The sequence below is a fragment of the Clostridia bacterium genome (assembly GCA_034926675.1).
In the GTDB taxonomy this organism is placed as follows: domain Bacteria; phylum Bacillota; class DTU025; order DTU025; family DTU025; genus JAYFQW01.
In genome coordinates, this window is the sequence record JAYFQW010000080.1 from 1 (window position 1) to 19,963 (window position 19,963).

Annotated in this window: 20 protein-coding genes, 2 tRNA genes and 1 riboswitch; of the genes, 10 read left to right on the forward strand and 12 right to left on the reverse strand. The window is 59.2% G+C overall.

The genetic code is table 11. The features are described 5' to 3' along the window. Positions 1-255 precede the first annotated feature (255 nt). The 4 genes from VB144_14940 to VB144_14955 form a co-directional block, all read right to left on the reverse strand. Positions 256-522 (reverse strand): metal-sensitive transcriptional regulator, encoded by a 267-nt coding sequence (locus VB144_14940; GenBank protein ID MEA4884923.1) that lies wholly within the window; start codon positions 520-522, stop codon positions 256-258. Between the two features lie 117 nt (positions 523-639). After that, entirely contained in the window at positions 640-1,158 is a 519-nt protein-coding gene (locus VB144_14945; protein ID MEA4884924.1) for a Smr/MutS family protein, read from the reverse strand. A gap of 178 nt (positions 1,159-1,336) precedes the next feature. Beyond that, positions 1,337-1,489 (reverse strand): hypothetical protein, encoded by a 153-nt coding sequence (locus tag VB144_14950; GenBank protein MEA4884925.1) that lies wholly within the window; start codon positions 1,487-1,489, stop codon positions 1,337-1,339. Positions 1,490-1,772: 283 nt separating this feature from the next. Further along, complete coding sequence (locus VB144_14955; GenBank protein ID MEA4884926.1) at positions 1,773-2,201, reverse strand: OsmC family protein; 429 nt, start codon at positions 2,199-2,201, stop codon at positions 1,773-1,775. Positions 2,202-2,390: 189 nt separating this feature from the next. Here VB144_14955 and VB144_14960 point away from each other — a divergent pair, with 189 nt between their 5' ends. The 3 genes from VB144_14960 to VB144_14970 all read left to right on the forward strand — a co-directional run bounded on the left by VB144_14960 (position 2,391) and on the right by VB144_14970 (position 3,672). Then, complete coding sequence (locus VB144_14960; protein MEA4884927.1) at positions 2,391-2,609, forward strand: hypothetical protein; 219 nt, start codon at positions 2,391-2,393, stop codon at positions 2,607-2,609. 428 nt (positions 2,610-3,037) lie between these two features. Further along, entirely contained in the window at positions 3,038-3,292 is a 255-nt protein-coding gene (locus VB144_14965; protein MEA4884928.1) for a hypothetical protein, read from the forward strand. 11 nt (positions 3,293-3,303) lie between these two features. Beyond that, on the forward strand, positions 3,304-3,672 hold the full coding sequence (locus VB144_14970) for a hypothetical protein (protein ID MEA4884929.1): 369 nt from the start codon (positions 3,304-3,306) through the stop codon (positions 3,670-3,672). 466 nt (positions 3,673-4,138) lie between these two features. Here VB144_14970 and VB144_14975 read toward each other — a convergent pair. From VB144_14975 to VB144_14985, 3 genes are all read right to left on the reverse strand, one after another. Next, positions 4,139-4,214: transfer RNA gene (locus VB144_14975), tRNA-Thr, on the reverse strand. Positions 4,215-4,327: 113 nt separating this feature from the next. Next, a tRNA-Gly gene (locus VB144_14980) sits at positions 4,328-4,402 on the reverse strand. Between the two features lie 81 nt (positions 4,403-4,483). Further along, positions 4,484-5,080 carry an ECF transporter S component gene (locus tag VB144_14985; protein ID MEA4884930.1) on the reverse strand — a complete coding sequence of 199 codons (597 nt, stop codon included), beginning with the start codon at positions 5,078-5,080 and terminating at the stop codon, positions 4,484-4,486. Positions 5,081-5,163: 83 nt separating this feature from the next. Next, positions 5,164-5,306: riboswitch (FMN riboswitch) on the reverse strand. A 225-nt stretch (positions 5,307-5,531) separates the two neighbouring features. Between VB144_14985 and VB144_14990 the strand changes: the two genes are divergently transcribed. The 4 genes from VB144_14990 to VB144_15005 are packed head-to-tail and all read left to right on the forward strand — an operon-like array spanning position 5,532 to position 10,510. Then, on the forward strand, positions 5,532-6,677 hold the full coding sequence (locus tag VB144_14990) for a TolC family protein (protein ID MEA4884931.1): 1,146 nt from the start codon (positions 5,532-5,534) through the stop codon (positions 6,675-6,677). Between the two features lies 1 nt (position 6,678). After that, positions 6,679-8,244 (forward strand): TolC family protein, encoded by a 1,566-nt coding sequence (locus VB144_14995; GenBank protein MEA4884932.1) that lies wholly within the window; start codon positions 6,679-6,681, stop codon positions 8,242-8,244. A 28-nt stretch (positions 8,245-8,272) separates the two neighbouring features. After that, on the forward strand, positions 8,273-9,271 hold the full coding sequence (locus VB144_15000) for an efflux RND transporter periplasmic adaptor subunit (protein ID MEA4884933.1): 999 nt from the start codon (positions 8,273-8,275) through the stop codon (positions 9,269-9,271). 33 nt (positions 9,272-9,304) lie between these two features. Continuing rightward, positions 9,305-10,510 (forward strand): ABC transporter permease, encoded by a 1,206-nt coding sequence (locus VB144_15005; GenBank protein ID MEA4884934.1) that lies wholly within the window; start codon positions 9,305-9,307, stop codon positions 10,508-10,510. Between the two features lie 50 nt (positions 10,511-10,560). Here VB144_15005 and VB144_15010 read toward each other — a convergent pair whose 3' ends face one another. Further along, the gene (locus VB144_15010) at positions 10,561-11,751 is read right to left on the reverse strand and encodes a caspase family protein (protein MEA4884935.1); all 1,191 of its coding nucleotides are present in this window, start codon (positions 11,749-11,751) and stop codon (positions 10,561-10,563) included. A 209-nt stretch (positions 11,752-11,960) separates the two neighbouring features. Between VB144_15010 and VB144_15015 the strand changes: the two genes are divergently transcribed. Next, entirely contained in the window at positions 11,961-13,196 is a 1,236-nt protein-coding gene (locus tag VB144_15015) for a hypothetical protein (protein ID MEA4884936.1), read from the forward strand. 16 nt (positions 13,197-13,212) lie between these two features. Here the strand turns inward: VB144_15015 and VB144_15020 are convergent, their stop codons facing one another. After that, positions 13,213-14,505, reverse strand: a complete 1,293-nt coding sequence (locus tag VB144_15020; GenBank protein ID MEA4884937.1) for an MFS transporter — start codon at positions 14,503-14,505, stop codon at positions 13,213-13,215. Positions 14,506-14,516: 11 nt separating this feature from the next. After that, entirely contained in the window at positions 14,517-15,239 is a 723-nt protein-coding gene (locus tag VB144_15025) for a tRNA threonylcarbamoyladenosine dehydratase (GenBank protein ID MEA4884938.1), read from the reverse strand. A gap of 197 nt (positions 15,240-15,436) precedes the next feature. Between VB144_15025 and VB144_15030 the strand changes: the two genes are divergently transcribed. Further along, on the forward strand, positions 15,437-16,246 hold the full coding sequence (locus VB144_15030) for a site-specific DNA-methyltransferase (protein ID MEA4884939.1): 810 nt from the start codon (positions 15,437-15,439) through the stop codon (positions 16,244-16,246). On the opposite strand, the gene VB144_15035 is transcribed toward VB144_15030, so the two are convergent. After that, complete coding sequence (locus tag VB144_15035) at positions 16,233-17,183, reverse strand: dipeptidase (GenBank protein ID MEA4884940.1); 951 nt, start codon at positions 17,181-17,183, stop codon at positions 16,233-16,235. The two genes, VB144_15030 and VB144_15035, sit on opposite strands and share 14 nt — an antisense overlap. 180 nt (positions 17,184-17,363) lie before the next feature. Between VB144_15035 and VB144_15040 the strand changes: the two genes are divergently transcribed. Further along, positions 17,364-17,597: a DUF2905 family protein gene (locus tag VB144_15040; protein ID MEA4884941.1), complete on the forward strand. Its 234-nt coding sequence runs from the start codon at positions 17,364-17,366 to the stop codon at positions 17,595-17,597. A gap of 109 nt (positions 17,598-17,706) precedes the next feature. Here VB144_15040 and rsgA read toward each other — a convergent pair whose 3' ends face one another. Continuing rightward, a complete protein-coding gene (gene rsgA / locus VB144_15045) occupies positions 17,707-18,603 on the reverse strand; it encodes a ribosome small subunit-dependent GTPase A (GenBank protein MEA4884942.1) in 897 nt (298 codons plus the stop codon). Positions 18,604-19,963 lie beyond the last annotated feature (1,360 nt).

A 19,963-nucleotide genomic window follows, 5' to 3' on the forward strand; every position in this document is an offset into this window, starting at 1 on the left:
GGGCCCGCCTGCATGGACAAGATTATCGACAGGCCACATGAATAACATGGCGGATCTGAAGCATAATAGCTACGGCGAGTAGGGCAAGACGTGGTTTAGGGGTTGCTTCTAGTTGAGGCGCTTCGTCCACGCACCTACTCGCTCCAGTTTTGCGTCGCACACTGAAAGCCTTTGAGCCGATGCCTTTGAGCCGATGCCACAAGGCTCGCCTTCCGCGCCGCCCGCATCTGGATGTGAACCGCTGACGCGGCAGGGTCATCCCGCGAACTTCTTGATCACCCGCACGAGATCCTCAAGAGCCGCCTCACCCTGGCCTTCCGCCATGGCGGTGGTAAGGCATTCACGGGCATGGCTCTCCAGGATCAGGATTCCCGCATTGTACAGTGCGATTCTCACAGCAGCAACCTGGTCGAGGACTTCGGCGCATTTCTGTTCCTCGTCGATCATGCGCTGTATTCCCCTGACCTGACCCTCTATTCGCCGCAACCTGTTCAAGATATCCTGTTTGCTTGAAACAGCCACCCAAGAACCCTCCAGTGCTGCAACTGCGTCCTGGCCTAAGCAACCTTGATCGCCATATCAACCCTTGCGCCAGTGATAGTTGCGCCCATGCGCGGCGCACGTAGGCACAGTGTTATATCAGCGCGCTCTCGAGTCGAGATAGTGCTTCCTGCCATTCCTTGTGATGGCCCTAAGCCTCCCTCTCCGCTCGAGTTCACGAACTGCCGTCACGATCTCAGGCTCGGAGCCTATGCGGAGGAATCTGTGAACTACATCGGATTGGGTCTTAGGAGAGGCGCAGTACTCGACTATGCGGTCCCACAGCTGCATGCAGCCTGACGGGAGGCGCCGCTTGGGGTATACGATGGTGTAGCCCGGATTGCCGTCGATATCCTCACCCGGCGTGAACTGGGCACATAAGGGGTTGCCGCGGAGCAAAGACCGTATAGAGGATCGGGTTGCTCCTCCTAATCCGGTCGATCCGTACCCGTGGATCACCTTCAATGACGATGCGATCCCTGACTCCAAGATCCGGTCGTACGCACTGAGGAAGCACCCCATTGCCTCTGCCTTCCTCATTCCATGGAGATCGATCTCCAGTGCGGTGCACCCCCCGAGGCTCGAACATGATGGCCCATGACTTTCTGGAATTAGTATACCATTTCAGTCGGACAAAGGCCAACAGCTATCGTGAAGCGTGCGTCCACACGTGCGTGTAGAGCGTCTGTGATAATGTCGCCCGTAACGCGACTGAGACAACATCACCCATGAACAAGGGGGACGTCATCTTGACGGAAAAGGCCTCGAGTCTTCACTGAATGCGCTCCAGATGCTCTCAGCCACACGCCATGTGCCCAGAAACGCGAGGCGCATAGCCTTGCTTGATGACTCGACCGGAGAGATGGTCTAGATTGCTCCAACGGGTGGTCAATATCACTCCACCAAAGAGCAGAAGCTGAACCGCAAGTATCCACCCAGCGTCGCTCACCCATCGGTGACCTCCGTATCGCTCAGAAACTGCGGCCAGAATCGGGTAAACCGGGGCTCAGGATAGCTCCACACGCCCTCAGAACACGTCCTCATGCCGTGGGTGGCCAATTACAGTCCAGTGAAGCGCGAAGGCTGCAAGGAAAATGACCAGGGGGTGGATCAGAACGGTCCACCCCCTGGTTAGCCGGGTAGTATGCCGCCCCTGCCGACTGGACCTGCACCCGATTGGCTTCATTCGTCCCATCGCGACAGGCTGAATGCTCTCCGCGAGATCGCCTTGCCTAGACCCTTCTCACCCTGACGCCGCACAGAGTATCCGACACTGGGCATCTTTCCTCAATCATAGCGATCAGCTTGTCCACATCCTCCTTTGGAGAAGGCGAATCCACGATCATCTTGTAGCGGATTTCCTGGTATCCCTTTCTCACGGATGCACTCTTGCCGAGGAAACCATCGGGATCGAGATCCCCTGACAGCTCCACCTTGAAGCCCTTAAGATCGACCTTGCATCCCTTGGCGAATGCCGAGGCGCAAATGCTCATGCACCCTCCAAGTGCGCACAGAAGGAGTTCCACCGGGTTCATCGCCCTGTTGGATCCCCCAAGCTCTGCAGGCTCGTCTACTGCAATCGCGAAGCCCCGAGCGCCGCCCTCGCAGTAGACGCCTTGCCCCGACCAGCTCATCGTCGCGTTGAACGTGATATTGGCCATTGTATATGCTCCCTTCCGACTCGGATACATAATCAGTATTGTGGAATGGAGCGAACGCTATTCCGCCCGGCCCGGCCTGGCCAGGTCATTCACGGATGCCGGAAGCTCCGACCCATGTGTCGAAAATCGTCCTGAGATATCCTCGAACCCCTTCAGGTTGAAGTCTCCTCTTCGAAGCACAATGCGACAATGGATTCAGTGAAGGCAATTGCCGACCATGCTAAGGCCGTTTTCGCCAGTGGGCGGTATGAAGAGGCAATCCCGCTGTTGCAGGAGTGGGCGAAGAAGTCCAACTGCCTGGCTAACATGATATCTGGAGGATTGGAGCCATTCTACAACGCCTCTTGCGATGACGCGGAGTTTGAATCACCCACGCCCCTAACCCTGTTCCCTCCGCGCGCTTGGTAGGCAGGAGTGCCGCCACGTTGCGGCGAAACACTCATCGCAATCGTTGCGGCAGGGCCTGTCCATAGCGAACAGTAGTTGTACATACTGGAGGGCTGCGGTCATGACTGGCAAGAATGCAACTGGATAAGCGCCAAGCGAGGAATTGGCCGCGGGTTACCTCGATGCGCACAGAGACCCAGGAGGTTCTGCCCCGGACAAACGGTTTGCTGGAGCAAGACCCAGGAGTCATTCTGAGTGATGCCTCTCGTGAGCAGATCATTAACTCAATTGAGCATATACTAGCCCAATTCGGCATAAACTCTGATGCACAGGAGATCAGTGCCCCGCGGGATGTGGCGTGGGGTCCGACACCAACTGACCCCCGATCCCAGGTCGACATTGAAGCTCGGGAGATGCCCAACTCCCGGGCAGGAGCTGACTAGATTAAGATGTGCCAGGATGAAGCGTGCGCCAAGTTCGAGCAGAGTATCATGGCACTCATGAAGGACGTCCGAGCAGTCACTTTTGTCCGAGCTGGTAGAGTGCATCTCTGGGCGATCTTCAAATCCGAACCTGATTTCGACCTTGACACAGCTGCTGCTGAGGTCTTTACGAGTTTGTACCATGAGTACCCCGATCTTGATTACGACTATCTCGCCCTCACCGAGCGCGAGTATGCAGACCGAGAGGTCGAGTTAGGGTAGGGTGACCTAGAATGCCAGACGCAGTGCGCCATCGCAGTCAAGCCAGGCGCAATGAAAACCTGCTTGCCGAGGATCTCTTGGATGCGAAGACTACAATCTACCCCGACTGGCTTGTTACTGTAGCCTTCTACTGCGCTCTTCACCTGATGGATGCCGAGCTCGATAGGCGGTACAGGGTCCGAAGCTTCGAAGGCGGGCATGGGGAGCGCCGCCGCCTTGTGGACAAGCATTTCACAGGCAAGGCCCGACAGGCTCTGACTCACTACGAGAGCCTGCAATCTGCTTCACGGAGAGCTCGGTACGACTGCGAACAGCTGAGCGAACAGACCGTCCGTAACGCGCTGGACCATCTGCGCGCCATCAAACAGGCTCTTTCCTAACCCGGCGGTTCACCGGATTCGTGACAGGCGCCGTCGTTCAACTCACCGCTATTCTGTGTGCGCGGACATAAGGAGCAGACGCCCCGTGCATGCTTGTCGCCCTCTACATCAGATGCTCCGCTGAAGAACAGGCAACCGAGGGCCTCACCATCGAAGGCCAGCGCTCCGTCCTGACGCAGAGCTGCCGGGTCCGGGCGCCGATGCGTTCGAGGCGCACGTCATGACGGGCGCGGCATTGGCATCGCCATGGACCTCTACGCCCACGTCTTGGCCTCTGGTCGCGAGGATGCTGCATCCGCCTCGACGCCGCCCTGAACCCGAAACCCGATCCACAGCCCCGAAAACGGCCAAAAATAAAACGCCCCCTAGCTGGGCGTCCGTTTTATGCCGTGCAAGTTCCGTGCAAGTTCAGCGTTTTTCTGTTGCGCATCCGGCGCGTTATCAGGGGTTCTAGCAGGTATTGTAGTGGAGCCGGCGAGGGGAATCGAACCCGCGACCTGCGCATTACGAGTGCGCTGCTCTACCAACTGAGCTACGCCGGCACGCCACAATTCCGCAGAGACTATGTTATCAGCTCCGCGTTGACGTGTCAACGCAGGATCAAGCAAGATCGGGCAAGCTCACCACAGGATGATGCGATGCATGCACAAAACAATGGAGCGGATGACGGGATTCGAACCCGCGACTCACGGCTTGGGAAGCCGTTGCCCTACCACTGGGCTACATCCGCTCACACACCGATGACCTTAAGGTGCAATTACATTATAGCATCACTATGACATTGCGCAAGTGCCCAAGGCTGACCACAGGCTCACCTGGCGGCAGACTCATCCTGCCTGCTAGCCCTTGGCATACCGCTTCCGCCCTCCGCATAACCCCTGATGTACCGAGAGAGAGGTTTGTAGGCGAATGCGGTGATCATGGCATTCACTCCAGCCTTGACCAGGTTGAACGAGATGATGGGGCCGATTATCGCCCACACATCCGCCCGTGAAAGGTGGTAGAAAACCGGGGTCAATATGAGGTTAGCAGGGATCATAGCACCTACCATGGCAGCAGATCCGGCGAGGAGCCCTACGTACGCCCCTTTTCTGGTCCTGAATCTGCTGTACACGAGGGACGAAACGGCAACGAGAGCGCCAGAGGAGATGAAGTGCATCAATGCTCCGAACCACCCGCCCTCTGGATGCAGTGGCGCCTGGAGCACACACACCACTGCGGTGCAGATCAATCCGGCCGCAGGGCCCAGGGCGAAACCCGCAATCATCAGGCCCACGTCTGCCGGTTCGTAGATGAGGAAATTCAGGAACATCGGAAATCGGAATACCAGGAAGAGCACGATTGAGACCGCCGACAGCATTCCCATTGCCGCCAGCCTGCGATATGGACTGTGAACACTCCGCTGCATAGCAAACCCTCCATGAGTGATGAATATAGAAAAGCCCCCAGGCTGTGGCCTGGGGGAATGGAGTCATCACCAACACGATGAAATGCCACCTTCTCCCATCCGGACTGTACCGTCGGTTCTGGAATCACACCAGATCAGCCGCGAAGCGGCTCGTGGACTGTGCTCTGCACTGGCTCATGCGGAGCTTACCACCGGTCGGGAATTGCACCCTGCCCTGAAGGCCACAGTATGAACTTCTCTTCTTAAATGATAGCACGCGCCGCGCGCTGCATCAATACCCCTCTGATCACCCTTCGGCCCCCCGCTCGCTCCTGTCCGATCGTTCCCACTTTCCGTGACTGACGTGATCAGCAATCACCCGTACGGATGATCACATATCGCCCGAGTTGGCGATGGTGTATCGATTCCATCAATGGTATCGTACCCCACACAACAGTATGGGGGTGTTAGCGTGCACCTTGCCGGACGGACCAGATCATTCGCAAGTCACATCCTGATAATCTGCTGCGTCGTTCTTGCCGCGGCCTCTGCTGGGGCTGCATGCCTTGCAGGCCCAGCCAACGCAGCGGCGTCGTCTGGTGTGAACGCCCTGCCGCTAGGCGCCGCAGTTGAGATGTCCTTGGCTCACAGCAATGCCATCCGATCAGCAGCGCTCAACCTGAAGCAGGCCGAGCTTGCGCATCAGAGGGCCTCCGCTCAGAACCTCTCGGAGCAGTCAGTGTACGCGGAACATGACGCGGGATTCGCCTTGGAGGAAGCCAGAGCCGCCTACAGATCAAGCGCGGCAAGGGTCATCTCCGATACGATCTCCTGCTGCTTTGATCTCCGCCTTGCTGAACTCAACATGGCAGCCAAGGAGCTCAGGCTCAGGGTGGCGATGGATTACTTCTCACAGGTTCAGTCCAGAGCCAAAGCCAGAATCGCCGGCCCACTCGAGCTTGCTTCCGCGGAAGCCGCCTCAGCCAGCGCGCGCCTCGAGGCGGAATGGGCGCGCGATTCGCTGGACGAGGCCTCTGCGCATCTTGCCAGATTCACAGGGCTCGCCCGCGATGCCCAGTTGCAGGTCGTCGACGTCATTCAGGAGTTGCCTCGAAGGATTGATGTAGATGCAGAGATCGCCGGAGCGATGGCCCACAGCCTCGATTTGCGGCAGCGGCAGAATGCACTCAGTCTCGCCGAGCTCAAACTGGAAGGAGTACTGGCGGCTGGATCGCCTCTTCTGGATCTGAAGGCAGCGGAGATTCGGGTGGAATTGGCCCGGCTGGCTCTCAGAGAAGTCTCCGACCTTCTAGAGGGCAAAGTGGTATCGGCCTGCAATGCAGTGCTCCGCTCGAAGGCGGACGTCCGAGTTCACGAGATCTCCCTCGATCTGGAACGGAAGAGGCTTCAGGTGATCACCGGCCAGGCTGCCGCGGGCCTAGCCAGCGCATCGGATGTCACATCATCTCAGGCCACCGTAATTGAAGCGGAGTATTCGCTGCTTGCCGCCGCTAAGGCTCACGTTCTTAACCAGCTTGAGCTGATCAGAATCGTAGGGGATAGCGCGGAATCGGCCGTGGCCGACCTCCTCGCGCCAAAGGCACAAGGAGGAGTGTAGAATGACTGGAGACCCCGGGAAGTCGCCGTGCAGGATTGCCCTTTGGCGCGCTCGCGTGATCCGCTGCGTGGCGTGCCTCAGATTCCTCCTAGTGGTCGCGCTGGCCATGGCTCCTGCCTGCACTGGTGTGGCTTCGTCAGCATCCGGGCCTGTGCACAATAGCCCGCCGCCAAGCGATGAATTGCTCGGCGAAGCGCCCACGTCAGGCAGGGAGATCAGCTGGCTCCGAATGGTGGTCTCCAATGATCCAGAGGTTCGCAAGGCCCGCTCGGTTGTGGATCTAGCCAGGCTGGCAGTGGATCAGCTGGTTTCCGAATCCGCTGTGCAAGTATCATTCGAAGCGACTCCAACAATGACACTCCACCCGTCTTCCATAGGGCTGACTGGTAGAGTATCCATAGTTGCCCGCTCGGGGCTATCCGCCATGATCTCATTCGATGGCTCGTCTTCAGACGCCGCCGGAACGGCTGGTTCGGCGTCGATCGCGTGCGCGTGTGACCTGGCGTCAGCTGTTCAAGGCCGTATGCCATCTCCTGACCTGATCACAGCGCAGGCGAAGCTCTCATTCGCTGAGAGGGCGCTGAAGCTGCGGGAGTGCGAAGCAGGGGCGCGGATTGTGACCGGCATTTTCTTTCTGCCTGCATACCGCCTAAGTGAGAGGGTGTGCGCAGACGAGGCTGACCTGGCCCAGGATCGCGTCGATACACTCCGGGCCGCGAGGGAGGCGGGCAGAGGATCCGAACATGCATTACATGAGGCCGTAGCAGCCCTGGAGGAACGCCTACTCGAGCTCCAGATCGCTCGCTCAGAGCGAGAGGCTCTGGCTGCAGGCCTGCAGGCGCAGGCTGTGGCGGCCGGCCTGAGTTCAGGCATCGCCCACACAGTGTCAGTCTGCAGTGTGATTGAGCTTGGGGAATCCCTCGGAACCGAGAGAGCATCTGAATCCACCCGCGGCCAGCCCGTTCAGGATGAAGAAGCTATCCAGTCCGCATGCCCAGCCGTAGAACTCGCACGCGGCGAGATGCTGGCCGCGGAGTCTGCACTGGCGCATGCCGGATCAGAGCACGCTCCCAGCCTCAGTGCCTGGATCCGAGTTGCGAGAGCCTACGACGATCAAGTCAGCTGGGCCCCAGCGCGATGGCAACTGGGCTGCACATTCTCTACAGCCTTCGGTGTCTCGGAGGAGGCAGCGCGTGCAGCCCGCTTGGCAGTGGCCGACCTCGCGAGAGCACAGGCGAGCCTGAACGCTGCACAGAAGGATGCAGTTGCAGCAGTGCAGGATTCCGTGACCAGCCTTACTCGGCTGTCGGCAGAAGTGAGGCTGAACCGGATGCGACTGGATTGGGCCGAGGATCACCTTTCCACTGTTCAAGCGCAGCATCAGGCGGGGCTCGTCTCAGGGTGCGATGTGGCCGCCTCCAGCCTGGAGAGAGACCGGGCAATGGCCAAGCTGGCCGTTTCCTGCAGCAGGCTCATTCACGAGCAGCTGAGGCTGAGCGCGCTCGGAGCCGACACGCAGTTCATTGAGGAGGTGGTATCGCTTGCCGAAGCTTCATACGCGCCGTAGCAGGCGTGGGGCATGGATGTTGGCAGCATTGGCAGCAGTCGCAGCTGCTCTGCTTGCCCTGCGGATGGGAGGCACGAGGAAGAGCGGCTATGAACCTCTCCTAGCTGCGGCGGCGGGCCTGTCTACTGTGCAGGTGTCCGCAGGTCCAATCTTGGAACAGATATCGTGTATCGGGTCTATCGTTCCCGTGAGAATGGCCATCCTGCGCTTCGGGGCGTCAGGCGTGGTGCGATCGGTGAATGTGAAAGAGGGCACTCCTGTCGCAGAGGGAGCGGTTGCATGCAGTCTCGATGCATCTCGCCTGGAGTATGAGAAGTTGAAGGCCGACAATGAGTGGCGCCGAGCCTGCCTTGAGTCGCCGCCTGGCATCATAGATGAGCGACTGGCCTCTCTCCGAGTTGCTGAGGCGGAACTCGCAGGCGCTGCAGCGGCAGCGCCCTTCACTGGGATCGCAGGAGCAATCCACGTGAGCAAAGGTGAATACGTGTCTCCCGGGCAACCCGCAATCACGCTGATGGATACCTCCTCCTTTGAGGTGGACATCGAGGTCGACGAGATAGACATCGCTCATGTGAAAGTGGGCATGTCCGCAGACATAACCCTAGATGCTATTCCCCATGTGGAGTTCCCAGGGTCGGTCCACTCAGTGGGAGCCGCCACTCGCCTGCGTGGAAACGTGGTGTCAATTCCAGTAAGGGTCAGCCTCGAAGCGAAGCACCCGCTCCTCAAACCGGGCATGACCGCTCATGTGAGGATCACATCCGGGGAGATCAGCGGAGTCCCGAGGATCCCGAATCGATCCTGGATTGATGTTGATGGTGAACCGTCGGTTGTAGCGGTGCGCGACGGCGTTCCCAGAGTAGTGAGGATCGCCACCGGGCTTTCCGATGACGCAAACACCCATGTCATTACGGGTTTGAGCCCCGGTGACACCATCATCGAAGATGCAGTGGCACTCCAGAACGTACTGCTACGCACAGGGGCAAAGAGCCGTTCGCTGACCTTCGGCATCGAGCGGGCTCCGTAGCAGCGTAAGCCATGCTGGAAGGGGGAAGGCTTCTTGGGTCCAACCGAAGTCCTGACGATTGCAGTTGAGAGCCTTCTGGCCAACAGAGGGCGGACCGCGTTATCCGCCCTGGGAATCATCATCGGAGTGGCATCAGTGATCACCATGATCTCAGTGGGCGCCAGTGCAGAGCGGCGCATAGGGGCGGATATAGCCGGGCTTGGGTCGAATCTCATCATTGTCGCCCCAAGCAATAAGCTGTCGAGGCCTGCCAGGGACTATGGCACGCTGCTTACTCCCGATCTGGCAGAAGACATATGCACCAGCTCACGCTCAATACGCGCCTCGGCCCCCGTAGTCGAAATCCACGCCACGCTGTATGGACCCGCTTCGCAATCATCTGCCACAGTCGCGGGAGTGACTCCCGACTATGGGCGCATCATGGCGCCTCGCATCGCCCTTGGCCGCGGAATCTCCGATAGCGACGTGGCGCGCTCGTCCTGTTCCATGGTTCTTGGATGGGCGATCGCATCACGGCTTTTCGGGGATTCGGATCCTGTCGGTCAAACCATCCGTGTTTCGCACGGGGAACGTCTCACTCACTTCATAGTCGTGGGCGTGACCGAGAAAAAAGCAAGCGTGTTCGTATCGAACTCCGCTGAGCAGGCTTTCATTCCCGTGACCTCAATGCTTCACAGGCTGCTTCACAGGCGCCATGTGGGAATGCTGCTGTTCCAAGCCGAATCCGGCTCCCATATTGCTGAAGCAATGGCCCACATAGAACGTCGTCTCTTGCTCGCCTCCGGAAGCCCCGACGCCTTCACTGTCACATCCCAGGAGGGGCTTCTGGACGCGATGAGGCAGGCAACAGCCACCATGACGCTGCTCCTCGGCGCCACGGCAGGGATAAGCCTGGTTGTCGGCGGAATAGGGATCATGAACACCCTGCTGGCCTCAGTGGCAGAGAGAACCCGCGAGGTAGGGCTTCGGAAATCCCTTGGCGCGCGAAACCGCGACATCATGCTTCAGTTCCTGGCCGAGTCGGTCGCCCTGAGCATCATGGGCGGAGCGCCCGGCCTTCTCGTGGGGTGGCTCGCCGGCGCTGCAATCGCAGATGCAGCGGGATGGCCCCACGGGTTCAGTGCATCCTCCGTAGTTGCAGCTCTGGGAGTCTCCTCCACTGTTGGAGTAGCATTCGGCATGTATCCTGCTCTCAAAGCTTCACGGATGAACCCCATAGTCGCCCTGAGGCAGGGCTGAGCGGTCAGGCGCCTGCTCCGCTGTTTCGTCCTGTGAAAATGGGCTCAATCTCAGTATCTGAACATGCCCCAGACTTCAGCGCCTGAGAGGCCACGGTATATCGTGGGGGTCTGCACCTTGCCGGGGTTCTTGTTCATCCAGTCATTAACATAGTATTCAGCGTACCTGAACGCCTCTTCAGTGGAAATCTCTCCATCGCGAGGACCCACCTGAAAGGCTCCGTCGGCGTAGTACCCGGGCTCCCTCATGCCCCCAACAAACTGGTATGTGAACACTCCGTGACCGAGCTGACTATCCTCCCACGAGACTTCGTCCTTGTCGCAGGCTGTGATCACGATGAAGCCACGGCTGGATAGGTTCTTCGCCATGACCTCAAAGCCGGTGGACCTTGTGAACCCCTTGGGCAACCACGCTGAAGCTGCCCTATACATACCTCCGGAGTGGCAGGAGTCGAAGACGAACACGCAGTGATCTGCATAGATATAGGCATCCACTAATGCATTGAGCTGAGCGTCGGAAATGAGGCTGCTAGATGAGCCGTTGTAGTCCTGTGGGACGATGTACTCAGTCGTCCCGTCCGACGACTGAGCGCCGTGGCCGGAGTAGAACATCATGAAGGTGTCGCCTGGGAATATCTCCTCGCCCATGCTTCGGATCGCGCTCTCAATCCCACTCCTGGTGGCCTGCTCATCGGTGAGCAGCACTACCTGCTTAGCCAGGTTGTTTTCCTGCCCCAACACCTGGTGGAAGTACTCCGCGTCCGGCGTTGCATACTGCAACGGGTTGACCGGCGTAGTGTAGTTGTTTATCCCGATCACGAGTATGTGAAGCGATCCCAGTGTACGCGCCCCGATGCCCGTGGTCTGCCCGTCCCGCACATCGCACCAAGTCCGATATGAATCAAGGAACCGCGCATGGGTAATGGTTACGGAGTATGTGCCGGCCCTCAATCCGCCAATTCGGAAATACCCGCCAGTGTCGGTGTAGCCTACATACTGTCGGCCTGATCTCTCCACAAGGACTCGGGCGCCATCCAGCCCCACATAGGATCCGACCTTCGGCGCGGCGCCCATCACGATCATGGGCTGTTTAGCGCCTGCGGATGCTCCCTTGGCATCAACATTCCTCATTACCCATCCCTCGATGGCGCCTGTTCCGACCGGCTCTGGCCCGCAGCCCGCGCATACCAGAGACAAGACGACTGCCAGTAGGAGAAAGGCAGCCATATTGCGAGTTCTCACTTCAAGCACACCCCCGTACTCTCACCCTGGGCATGGCCTCAGGGTACAACCCACTATCGTATATGACCCAGGAATCCTCCTCATGTTCCGTGGCACTTAATTGCATTCTGGCATCATGCAAGCGCGACCTTGGGAGGGAAACCGACCCTGTTTGGGGAATAAGTACTGAGTACAGTTGATCCGAACATGGATTACGGAGGGAATGCATCTTGTCGCGATCCAGGTATGCTCATTTGATGTGCTTGGCGGTCCTCGTCTCCTGCCTCGCGACCGCCGCAAACGCCGCGCCTCTCCAAACCGGGCTTGGCTGGCGAGGTCCAGGGTTTTCACAGACCACATCAGCCAATGATCCTCTTCTCAAGTCCTTCCCCGAGCTCAGGACCTTGCCGTCGCCAGTCTGGGTCCGTGAAGGGCTGCGCGCGTACTATCAGGCCGCAGCGGCCACCGTGGCCAATCCTCTACCGGCCGCAAGAGATGGGGAGAAACCGCCCCTCCCGCGGGCAGCCGATATAGCTGCAACAACCCCTGTTGTCATACGCACAGACGTGGTCGCGATGGCCACGCGTTTCTCTGCCACGTACTCGACGGTTTTCACTGGGGACTTGATGATTCCGTGGGAGGATGTGTCGGGAACCGGGTATGCAGCCACTGGCGACTTCTGGGTGAACCCGGTGATATTCCGCGACCTAGAGAAAAAACCGAGGCCCCCGCTCTTAACAGAGAAAATGCAGTTCTCCGTTGCAGGCAAGAACTACTCCGCGGTGCGATTCGACTACTCTGAGGCGGAGGGCTCGAAACACTACACCTGGATCCTGGAGTCCAATACTGGCCTCCTTCTCTACAATGCGATCTGGACCGTTCTTACCGATCGGAAGCTCGCGCACGTGTCGGTAGCGGAGTTCATTTCCTCGAGAACAGTATCCACGCCGTGGATCGGCGGCGCCGTCCCTGCCTGGGTCAAGCCTGGTGCGAAGATGACCTACCAGGGCAGCATCAAAACGTGGCTTCCGGCAACAGGCCAGAACATGCCGATCCCAGCCGTACTGAATGTCGAGTTCACTGAGGTCGGGCAAAACTGGTCGTCTGCGGTCGTCAAGAGGTTGTTCACGAGCGAAGGCGCCGACGCAACCATGACAGTGCTCTCCGGCACGGGCCTTCTTGCCGGAGGGTTCTGGGTTCCACGGGCCAACCTCGCCAGGCTGAAGAATGGTGACAAGCTCGATCATTACGATTCGGTGGTGGGAAGCCGCGTCGAAGTGAGCTACGTGGGCAAACCCGAAGACGGAAGGCCGCTCGTGGCCATATTCGAGTGGGGCACGAAATACAAGAGAGTATGGGTGTACCGAACCACCGATGGCATGCTCGTGTACTGGCTCGATGAAAAGCTGGTCGACCCTTCAACTGGAATGGTCCAGCAGGCCGAGTGGCAATTGCAGGAGGACTAGGCATCCCAGATTATGGCTAGGATGATGCCTTCGCAGGCCCCTTGAGGGTCAGCGTAAGGGCCGCCATCGTGAGCACTCCCAGAAATGCAAACCTGAAAGCTGCCGCATAGGCCGCTGCTGGAGCTAGGCCGCCAGCGGCGGCTCTGTCGATAATGCTGCCAAGCGCGAGCTGGAACACGGATCCTCCCCCGAGCGAGCAGGTGTTCACGACTCCGAGGCCCTTTCCGGCATGGTCCGGCCCTGCGAATTCTCTGACCATTGAGTATGTCACAATGCCAGAGGCGGCGCTCATTATCCCCATCACGGCCGAGCTCAGGCATAACACCGTCGTAGAAGCAGTTGCGGCGAACAGGCCCAGCGGCGCCCAGGCCGCCAGATAGATCGCCGACGTCGCAACCAGCAATGTCCTGTGGCTCATCCCGGTCCGATCCGCGAGCACTCCGCCTGCAGGTCCTCCCAATAGATATCCGAACGACACGGCAGCAAGCACCTTTCCCGCCTGAACACTAGTCATGGCCCTGACCTCCATCAGGTATGGAGCGCCCCACAGGCCCTGGTACGCCATGAGCGGCCCGTACTTGAGGAAGATGATCGCTCCCAAAGTGCCGATGGCGACTGCACGCGCTCTGGACTGATGATCTCTCTCAGGCGAGGCCCCCCTGATCTGGCCTGCCACCGCATCCTCTGGCGGGCGGGCTGAACTGTGCTTATCCCTAAGGCACGCAATCGAAGCTACGGATACCGCTGCAGTGATGGCCCCGATGACCAGGAAAGCGGCCCTCCAGCCAATTGTGGACACTGCTGCTGCGAAGGGGCCGCCTGCCATGATCGCGCCAAGGTTGCCCACTGCCACGAACAGCCCGGTCACTGTGGCGAATTCAGCAGCCCCGAACGACGCTCCCAGCAGCTTTAGGGAAGGAACATACACCGCCGCGACACCCACTCCGGTGAGGGTCCTCCCTATCAGAGCCACGCCATACTGTCGGGCAGTCCCGAATACAATAGTTCCCAGAGCTGCAACCGCAGTTCCAGTCGAGATCACGGCGCGCGGGCCGTGCCTATCCGTGAGAATCCCTACTGGCAGCTGAAGTACAGCATACGCCCAGAAGTATGTGGACGATAGGAACCCAAGCTGTATTGCGGTGACGCCGAACTCTTCAGCAATACTAGGGGCCATGACCGCCGACGACATCCGGTGGAAGTATGATATGAGGTAGGCGGCTGAGCAGATGGCGAACACTATCCATCTATCGGTAGAACGTTGAATGGTGGAACTGGTGGAATGTATCTGTGTCTCGCCGACAGTCAACGGGATCACTCCTAGTTAGTGTGGGGCACGCATATGCCCGATAATTCGCGCAGGATCAGACCGGCCATGGCCAGGCCCGCCGCAGGGGGCACAGTGGAGATACTGCCAAGCGTCCCTGGGTGGCGTGCAACCGGAGGTTCATCTGAGAAGACCACGGAAAGCCCTCGCGCAATGCCCCGGCTGCGCAGCTCGAGCCGGACGGCCTTCGCCATCGGACATGTATGGGTTTGGGATATGTCCGCCACCCGGAACCTCGTTGGATCGAGCTTGTTCCCGGCTCCCATCGACGATACAATCGGTATGCTCGCTCTCATGCACGCCTCGATGAGGCCGAGTTTCGCGTCGATGGAGTCGATGGCATCCGCCACGTAGTCAGGACCAATGCTTAGAAGACCCGCTGCGTTCTCCGCTGAGATCACCTGAATCACGGAGCTGGCATTGCAGTCCGGGTTGATCTCTCGCACTCGGATGGCCATTGCGTCCGCCTTTGCCATCCCGACAGTACGAGGAAGTGCGATGCTCTGCCTGTTTATGTTGGAGGGGGTTATCACATCCCCATCCACTAGGGTGAGGGACCCGATCCCGGCGCGGGCCAGTGCCTCTGCGCAATGGGACCCGACTCCGCCAAGGCCTACCACTATCACGCTGGCCCTGGCAAGGCGCCGCACTCCCTCACAGCCGATGAGCAGTTCCGTCCTGGCTTGCCAATGCGTATCGAGTAGGTCCGAATCCATCGACAAAGCCTCCAAGATGCAGGATAATGGTTTCGCGCATCGAACAATGGACGCCGCAGGCGCCGCCGATGTCATGCGCGCCACAGTAAAAGAGGTGCTGTTTCATGTCAGATCTCCCGAACGCGCAGGCCTGCGTAATCAGTGGCCGAGTGGAAGGCCAGCGCCTGGCATTGCACAACTGCGACTGCGTGGCAGGAATGGCGAGGCTAGTAGAACCGGGATCAGTCGACGTGGTGGTGACGTCGCCCCCATACAACCTCGGCACCGTCTACAGGAGCTACGACGACACGGAATCGCGCGAGGATTACCTGAAATGGACAGTCCAATGGGCATCGGAAGTTGCCCGCGTTCTCTCTCCCAGCGGATCATTCTTCCTGAACGTCGGGTCTAAACCACTTGATCCGTGGGTGCCTTTCGAGGTCGCAGAGTCGCTTCGCCCGATCTTCTCACTGCAGAATGTCATACACTGGGTGAAGTCCATAGCCATCTCCCGCACCGATGTCGGAAACTACCCGGGCATCACAGGCGATATCGCTATTGGCCACTACAAGCCCATCAACTCTCCGCGTTTCGTTAACGATTGCCACGAGTACATATTCCACTTCACCCACAATGGGGATGCTCCCCTCAACCGCCTGGCCGTGGGAGTCCCATACCAGGACAAGACGAACATAGACCGATGGAGGAAGGCCCCAAAGCCCGGAATACAGGATCTCCGCTGCCGGGGAAACACCTGGTTCATCCCATACGAAACAATTCGGAACCGTGCTGATGAACGGCCTCATCCTGCTACGTTCCCGTCTAGGTTGCCCCAGATGTGCATCGAACTCCACGGCGTGGAAAGATGCAATCTCGTAATGGACCCCTTTGTCGGGCTTGGGAGCACCGGAATTGCATGTGTCCGCCTCGGGGTCTCCTTCATCGGGTTCGAAATCGATGACTTCTACTTCGCCAAAGCAGCGGAGCGAATCACGCACGAGGTAACCAATAGGCCTATGAGCCTATGACACCCTCAACTACCCTCAGCAGGTTCTCGCCCATAATCCCCCTCACGGTGGCTTCGGAATATCCCCTCCTGGCGAGCTCAGCCACTAGTGAAGGCAGCTTAGTCACATCCGACAGGCCCTGAGGAAGCGCGTCATCGTCCATTCCGTCGAAATCAGAGCCTATGGCGATGTGCTCTGGGCCCACGAGGCTTGCGAGATAGTCGATATGGTCGACAACACCCGCGACCGATCTCCGCTCATCTCCTAGGAAGGGCCCCACAAAGGTGACGCCTATCACGCCGCCCTTGTCCGCGATGGCCTTGGCTTGCTCGTCGGTGAGATTCCGTGCATGCGGGCACAGTGCTTTGGCGTTGGAATGAGAGGCTATTATCGGGCGCGTAGACACCTTCACAACGTCCCAGAAACCTGATTCCGACAGGTGGGACACGTCCACGACCATGCCAAGCCGGTCCATCTCGGAGACCACCTGCACTCCGAAGCGGGTAAGCCCACTGCCAGTCCTCTCCTCATATGACCCGTCTGCGATCTGATTCCTTCGGCTCCACGTGAGGGTCATCAGCCTGACTCCGAGCCGGTAGAAGATCCGCAGGAGTTCGATGCTGCCTTCAAGCGCCTCTCCCCCCTCAAGGCTCAGGAAGCCAGCTATCTTTCCTTCCGAGTTTGCCCGCGCGGCATCCCCGGCCTTGGCAGCAAAGGCAAGCAGCTTGCTGTTGTCATCCACTTCGCGGTAGAATGCGTCCACGTACTGCATGGCACGCCTGGCGGCAGCGCCCGGCAGGTACTCATCAGTGATGAACACTGCGAATACCTGAGCGGCAAGCTTCGCCTCTGCCATCCTCGGAAGGTCGAGATGGCCGCCTTTCCCGCGATCAGCGAGCCTCCTGCGGCCCGACACAACATCCATGAGAGTGTCGCAATGCGCATCCATCATGAACATGCACTAACACCTCCAACAAAAGAGCACTCTAGGTTCAGTGCGACTCGGAGCACACGTAGCCTGTGCATCCAAAGGTGAGCGGCACATACGTCGAGTATACCACTGGAACGCTGGCAATGTATGGCCCATTATGGCGCATCATGTTAACATTGGTTAGCCCACCGCAACTGACTCCCGGAGGTGGTTCACATCGTTCAGAGGATTGGCGCCGTTCTGTTCCAGGCCGGAGGCATGATGCTCACCGTAGGTCTCGTGCTGGTCCGTTGGCCCAAAGCCATATCATGGTTCGGCAAGCTGCCCGGCGATATAATGACAGCGAATGTGATAGCCCCTTTCACTTCAATGCTCCTCGCAAGCCTGGCGGTATCGGCTCTATCATGGCTCTTCAGCGCCTTGCTGCGCCTGATACGCTAGTGGGCCTGGGCCTGCCAGAGGTTGGCGGCTGTGCCCACCGCTTGCCCACGGCTGTGCCCACCGCTTGCCCACGGCTGTGCCCACCGCTTGCCCACCGCTGTGCCCACCGCTACCCCTCCCGCGTCAGCCGGGCATAGTGATCGTATCGTTCACGCGAGATCCGCCCGTCGTCGACGGCGGCGCGCACAGCGCACCCCGGCTCGGAAACGTGGGAGCAGTCCTTGTACTTGCACTGGCCAATCAGCGGCCTGATCTCCCGATAGCACAGCGCAAGGTCGGCTCGGGGGATCTTCCAGAAGCCGAACTCGCGCATGCCTGGGGTATCTGCCACGTAGCCGCCGGAACTCAGGGCGAGGAGCCTCCCTCCAGTTGTGGTGTGGCGCCCTTTGTGAGTTCCGGAGCCCACTTCGCCGGTAGCAAGGTCAAGCCCTGGTTCCACTGCATTGATAAGAGAAGATTTCCCGACGCCCGACGGCCCTACCAGCGCGCTCACTCGGCCTGCTAGGGCCTCTCGGAGTTCTGGGATGCCATCGCCAGTCAGCGCCGAAGCCAGCACCACATGGTAGCCTATGCCCCGGTAGACCTCAGTTCTGCCCTGCAGCCAGGCCCAGTCTGCAATGTCGGCTTTGTTGACGCACACCAGAGCAGGGATCCCGCAGTGCTCCGCAACCACCAGGTAGCGGTTAATGGCAGTCTCCTTGAATGCGGGGTCGGCAGCTGCGAACACGAGGACAACCTGGTCGATGTTGGCGGCAATGATCTGCTCCCTCGGCTGTTTCCCCGCGGCCATCCGGCTGAGTTGGCTCGAACGCGGCAGAACCGACTCGATGATTCCACGCGCATCATCTAGCTGCGTAACCATCACTCGGTCACCGAGGCACACTGCTTGGGGATCCTGTGCAAGCCTCCCTCGCACAGTGCACGCAAGCGTTGCCTCGCCAGTGGCGACGCGGTGTGTTCCGCCGCCAGTTTGGGTCACGAGCCCGGTCATTGTCGAACTATGCAATTCCGTATCCTCCCATAGCTGAATATGCCCTGGCACATGATCTAGCTCTGTCGCGCGCTCGCGCCATCTCCCTCCATGCCAGGGTTGGAAGGGCACGCGGGCATGAGAAAACCGTGGGCGATCAACTCACCCACGGCTAATGCGCACGTGCTTCCTTACCTGGGCAACGACATACAGCGCCGACCGGATACTTCACTTCCGGGAAGATGCCGGAATCGTAACGCCTACATGCCCTCGTTCAGAAGGTGGGTGAGGTTCATCTCGCATATAACGGCAATAGCCACAATCGCCATAGATGCCGTCATTAGGCCCACCTCCATTCTGGACACGTTGGTATAACTCACAGCGATACAGTACCATGCCGCCATCTGGCTGTCAATGAGATTTCGAGTACATTTTCACGTGAGGCAATACGGGCGCATTTGTCGCCCTGTCGCCCGGGTGCACGTGGCAGTTGTGGCTCCCAGACGACGCGCTCAGGCGGGCGGTTGCTGAAACATGTCGCGCCGCCGGAAGCAAGGAGCCCACTATGCGGCTCCTCGGCGGTGGCGTCACCAGCCCCCTGATTCTCATTTATGGGAATCTCGCCGCGTCAATTGCTCAAAACTGAGGTGTTTGAGGCGGGCCTACGCTCATTATTGAGAAACTCAGCGCTTTCCCCGGTGCCGGGCGCCTGGAGGGAAAGCCCCACGGGCATGCCTCGAAGATCGCAGCGCCCATAGCAGGAATGGAAGGAAGTCGACACCTGGCGCGGACAGTCGCCAGAGTGTTGGCTCCTGCGTCACGCCCCCTAATTCTCATTAATGGGAATCTCGCCGCGTCAATTGCTCAAAACTGAGGCGTTTGAGGCGGGCCTACGCTCATTATTGAGAAACTCAGCGCTTTCCCCGGCGCTGGGCGCCTGAAGGGAAAGCCCCACGGGCATGCCTCGAAGATCGCAGCGCCCATAGCAGGAGTGGAAGGAAGTCGCCGCCTGGCGCGGACAGCCGCCGGAGTGTTGGCGCCTGCGTCACGCCCCCCAATTCTCATTAATGGGAATCTCGACGCGTCAATTGCTCAAAACTGAGGCGTTTGAGGCGGGCCCACACTCATTATTGAGAAACTCAGCGCTTTCCCCGGTGCTGGGCGCCTGAAGGGAAAGCCCCACGGGCATGCCTCGAAGATCGCAGCGTCCATAGCAGGAGTGGAAGGAAGTCGCCGCCTGGCGCGGACAGCCGCCAGAGTGTTGGCTCCTGCGTCACGCCCCCTGATTCTCATTAATGGGAATCTCGCCGCGTCAATTGCTCAAAACTGAGGCGTTTGAGGCGGGCCTACGCTCATTATTCAGAAACTCGGCGCTTTCCCCGGTGCCGGGCGCCTG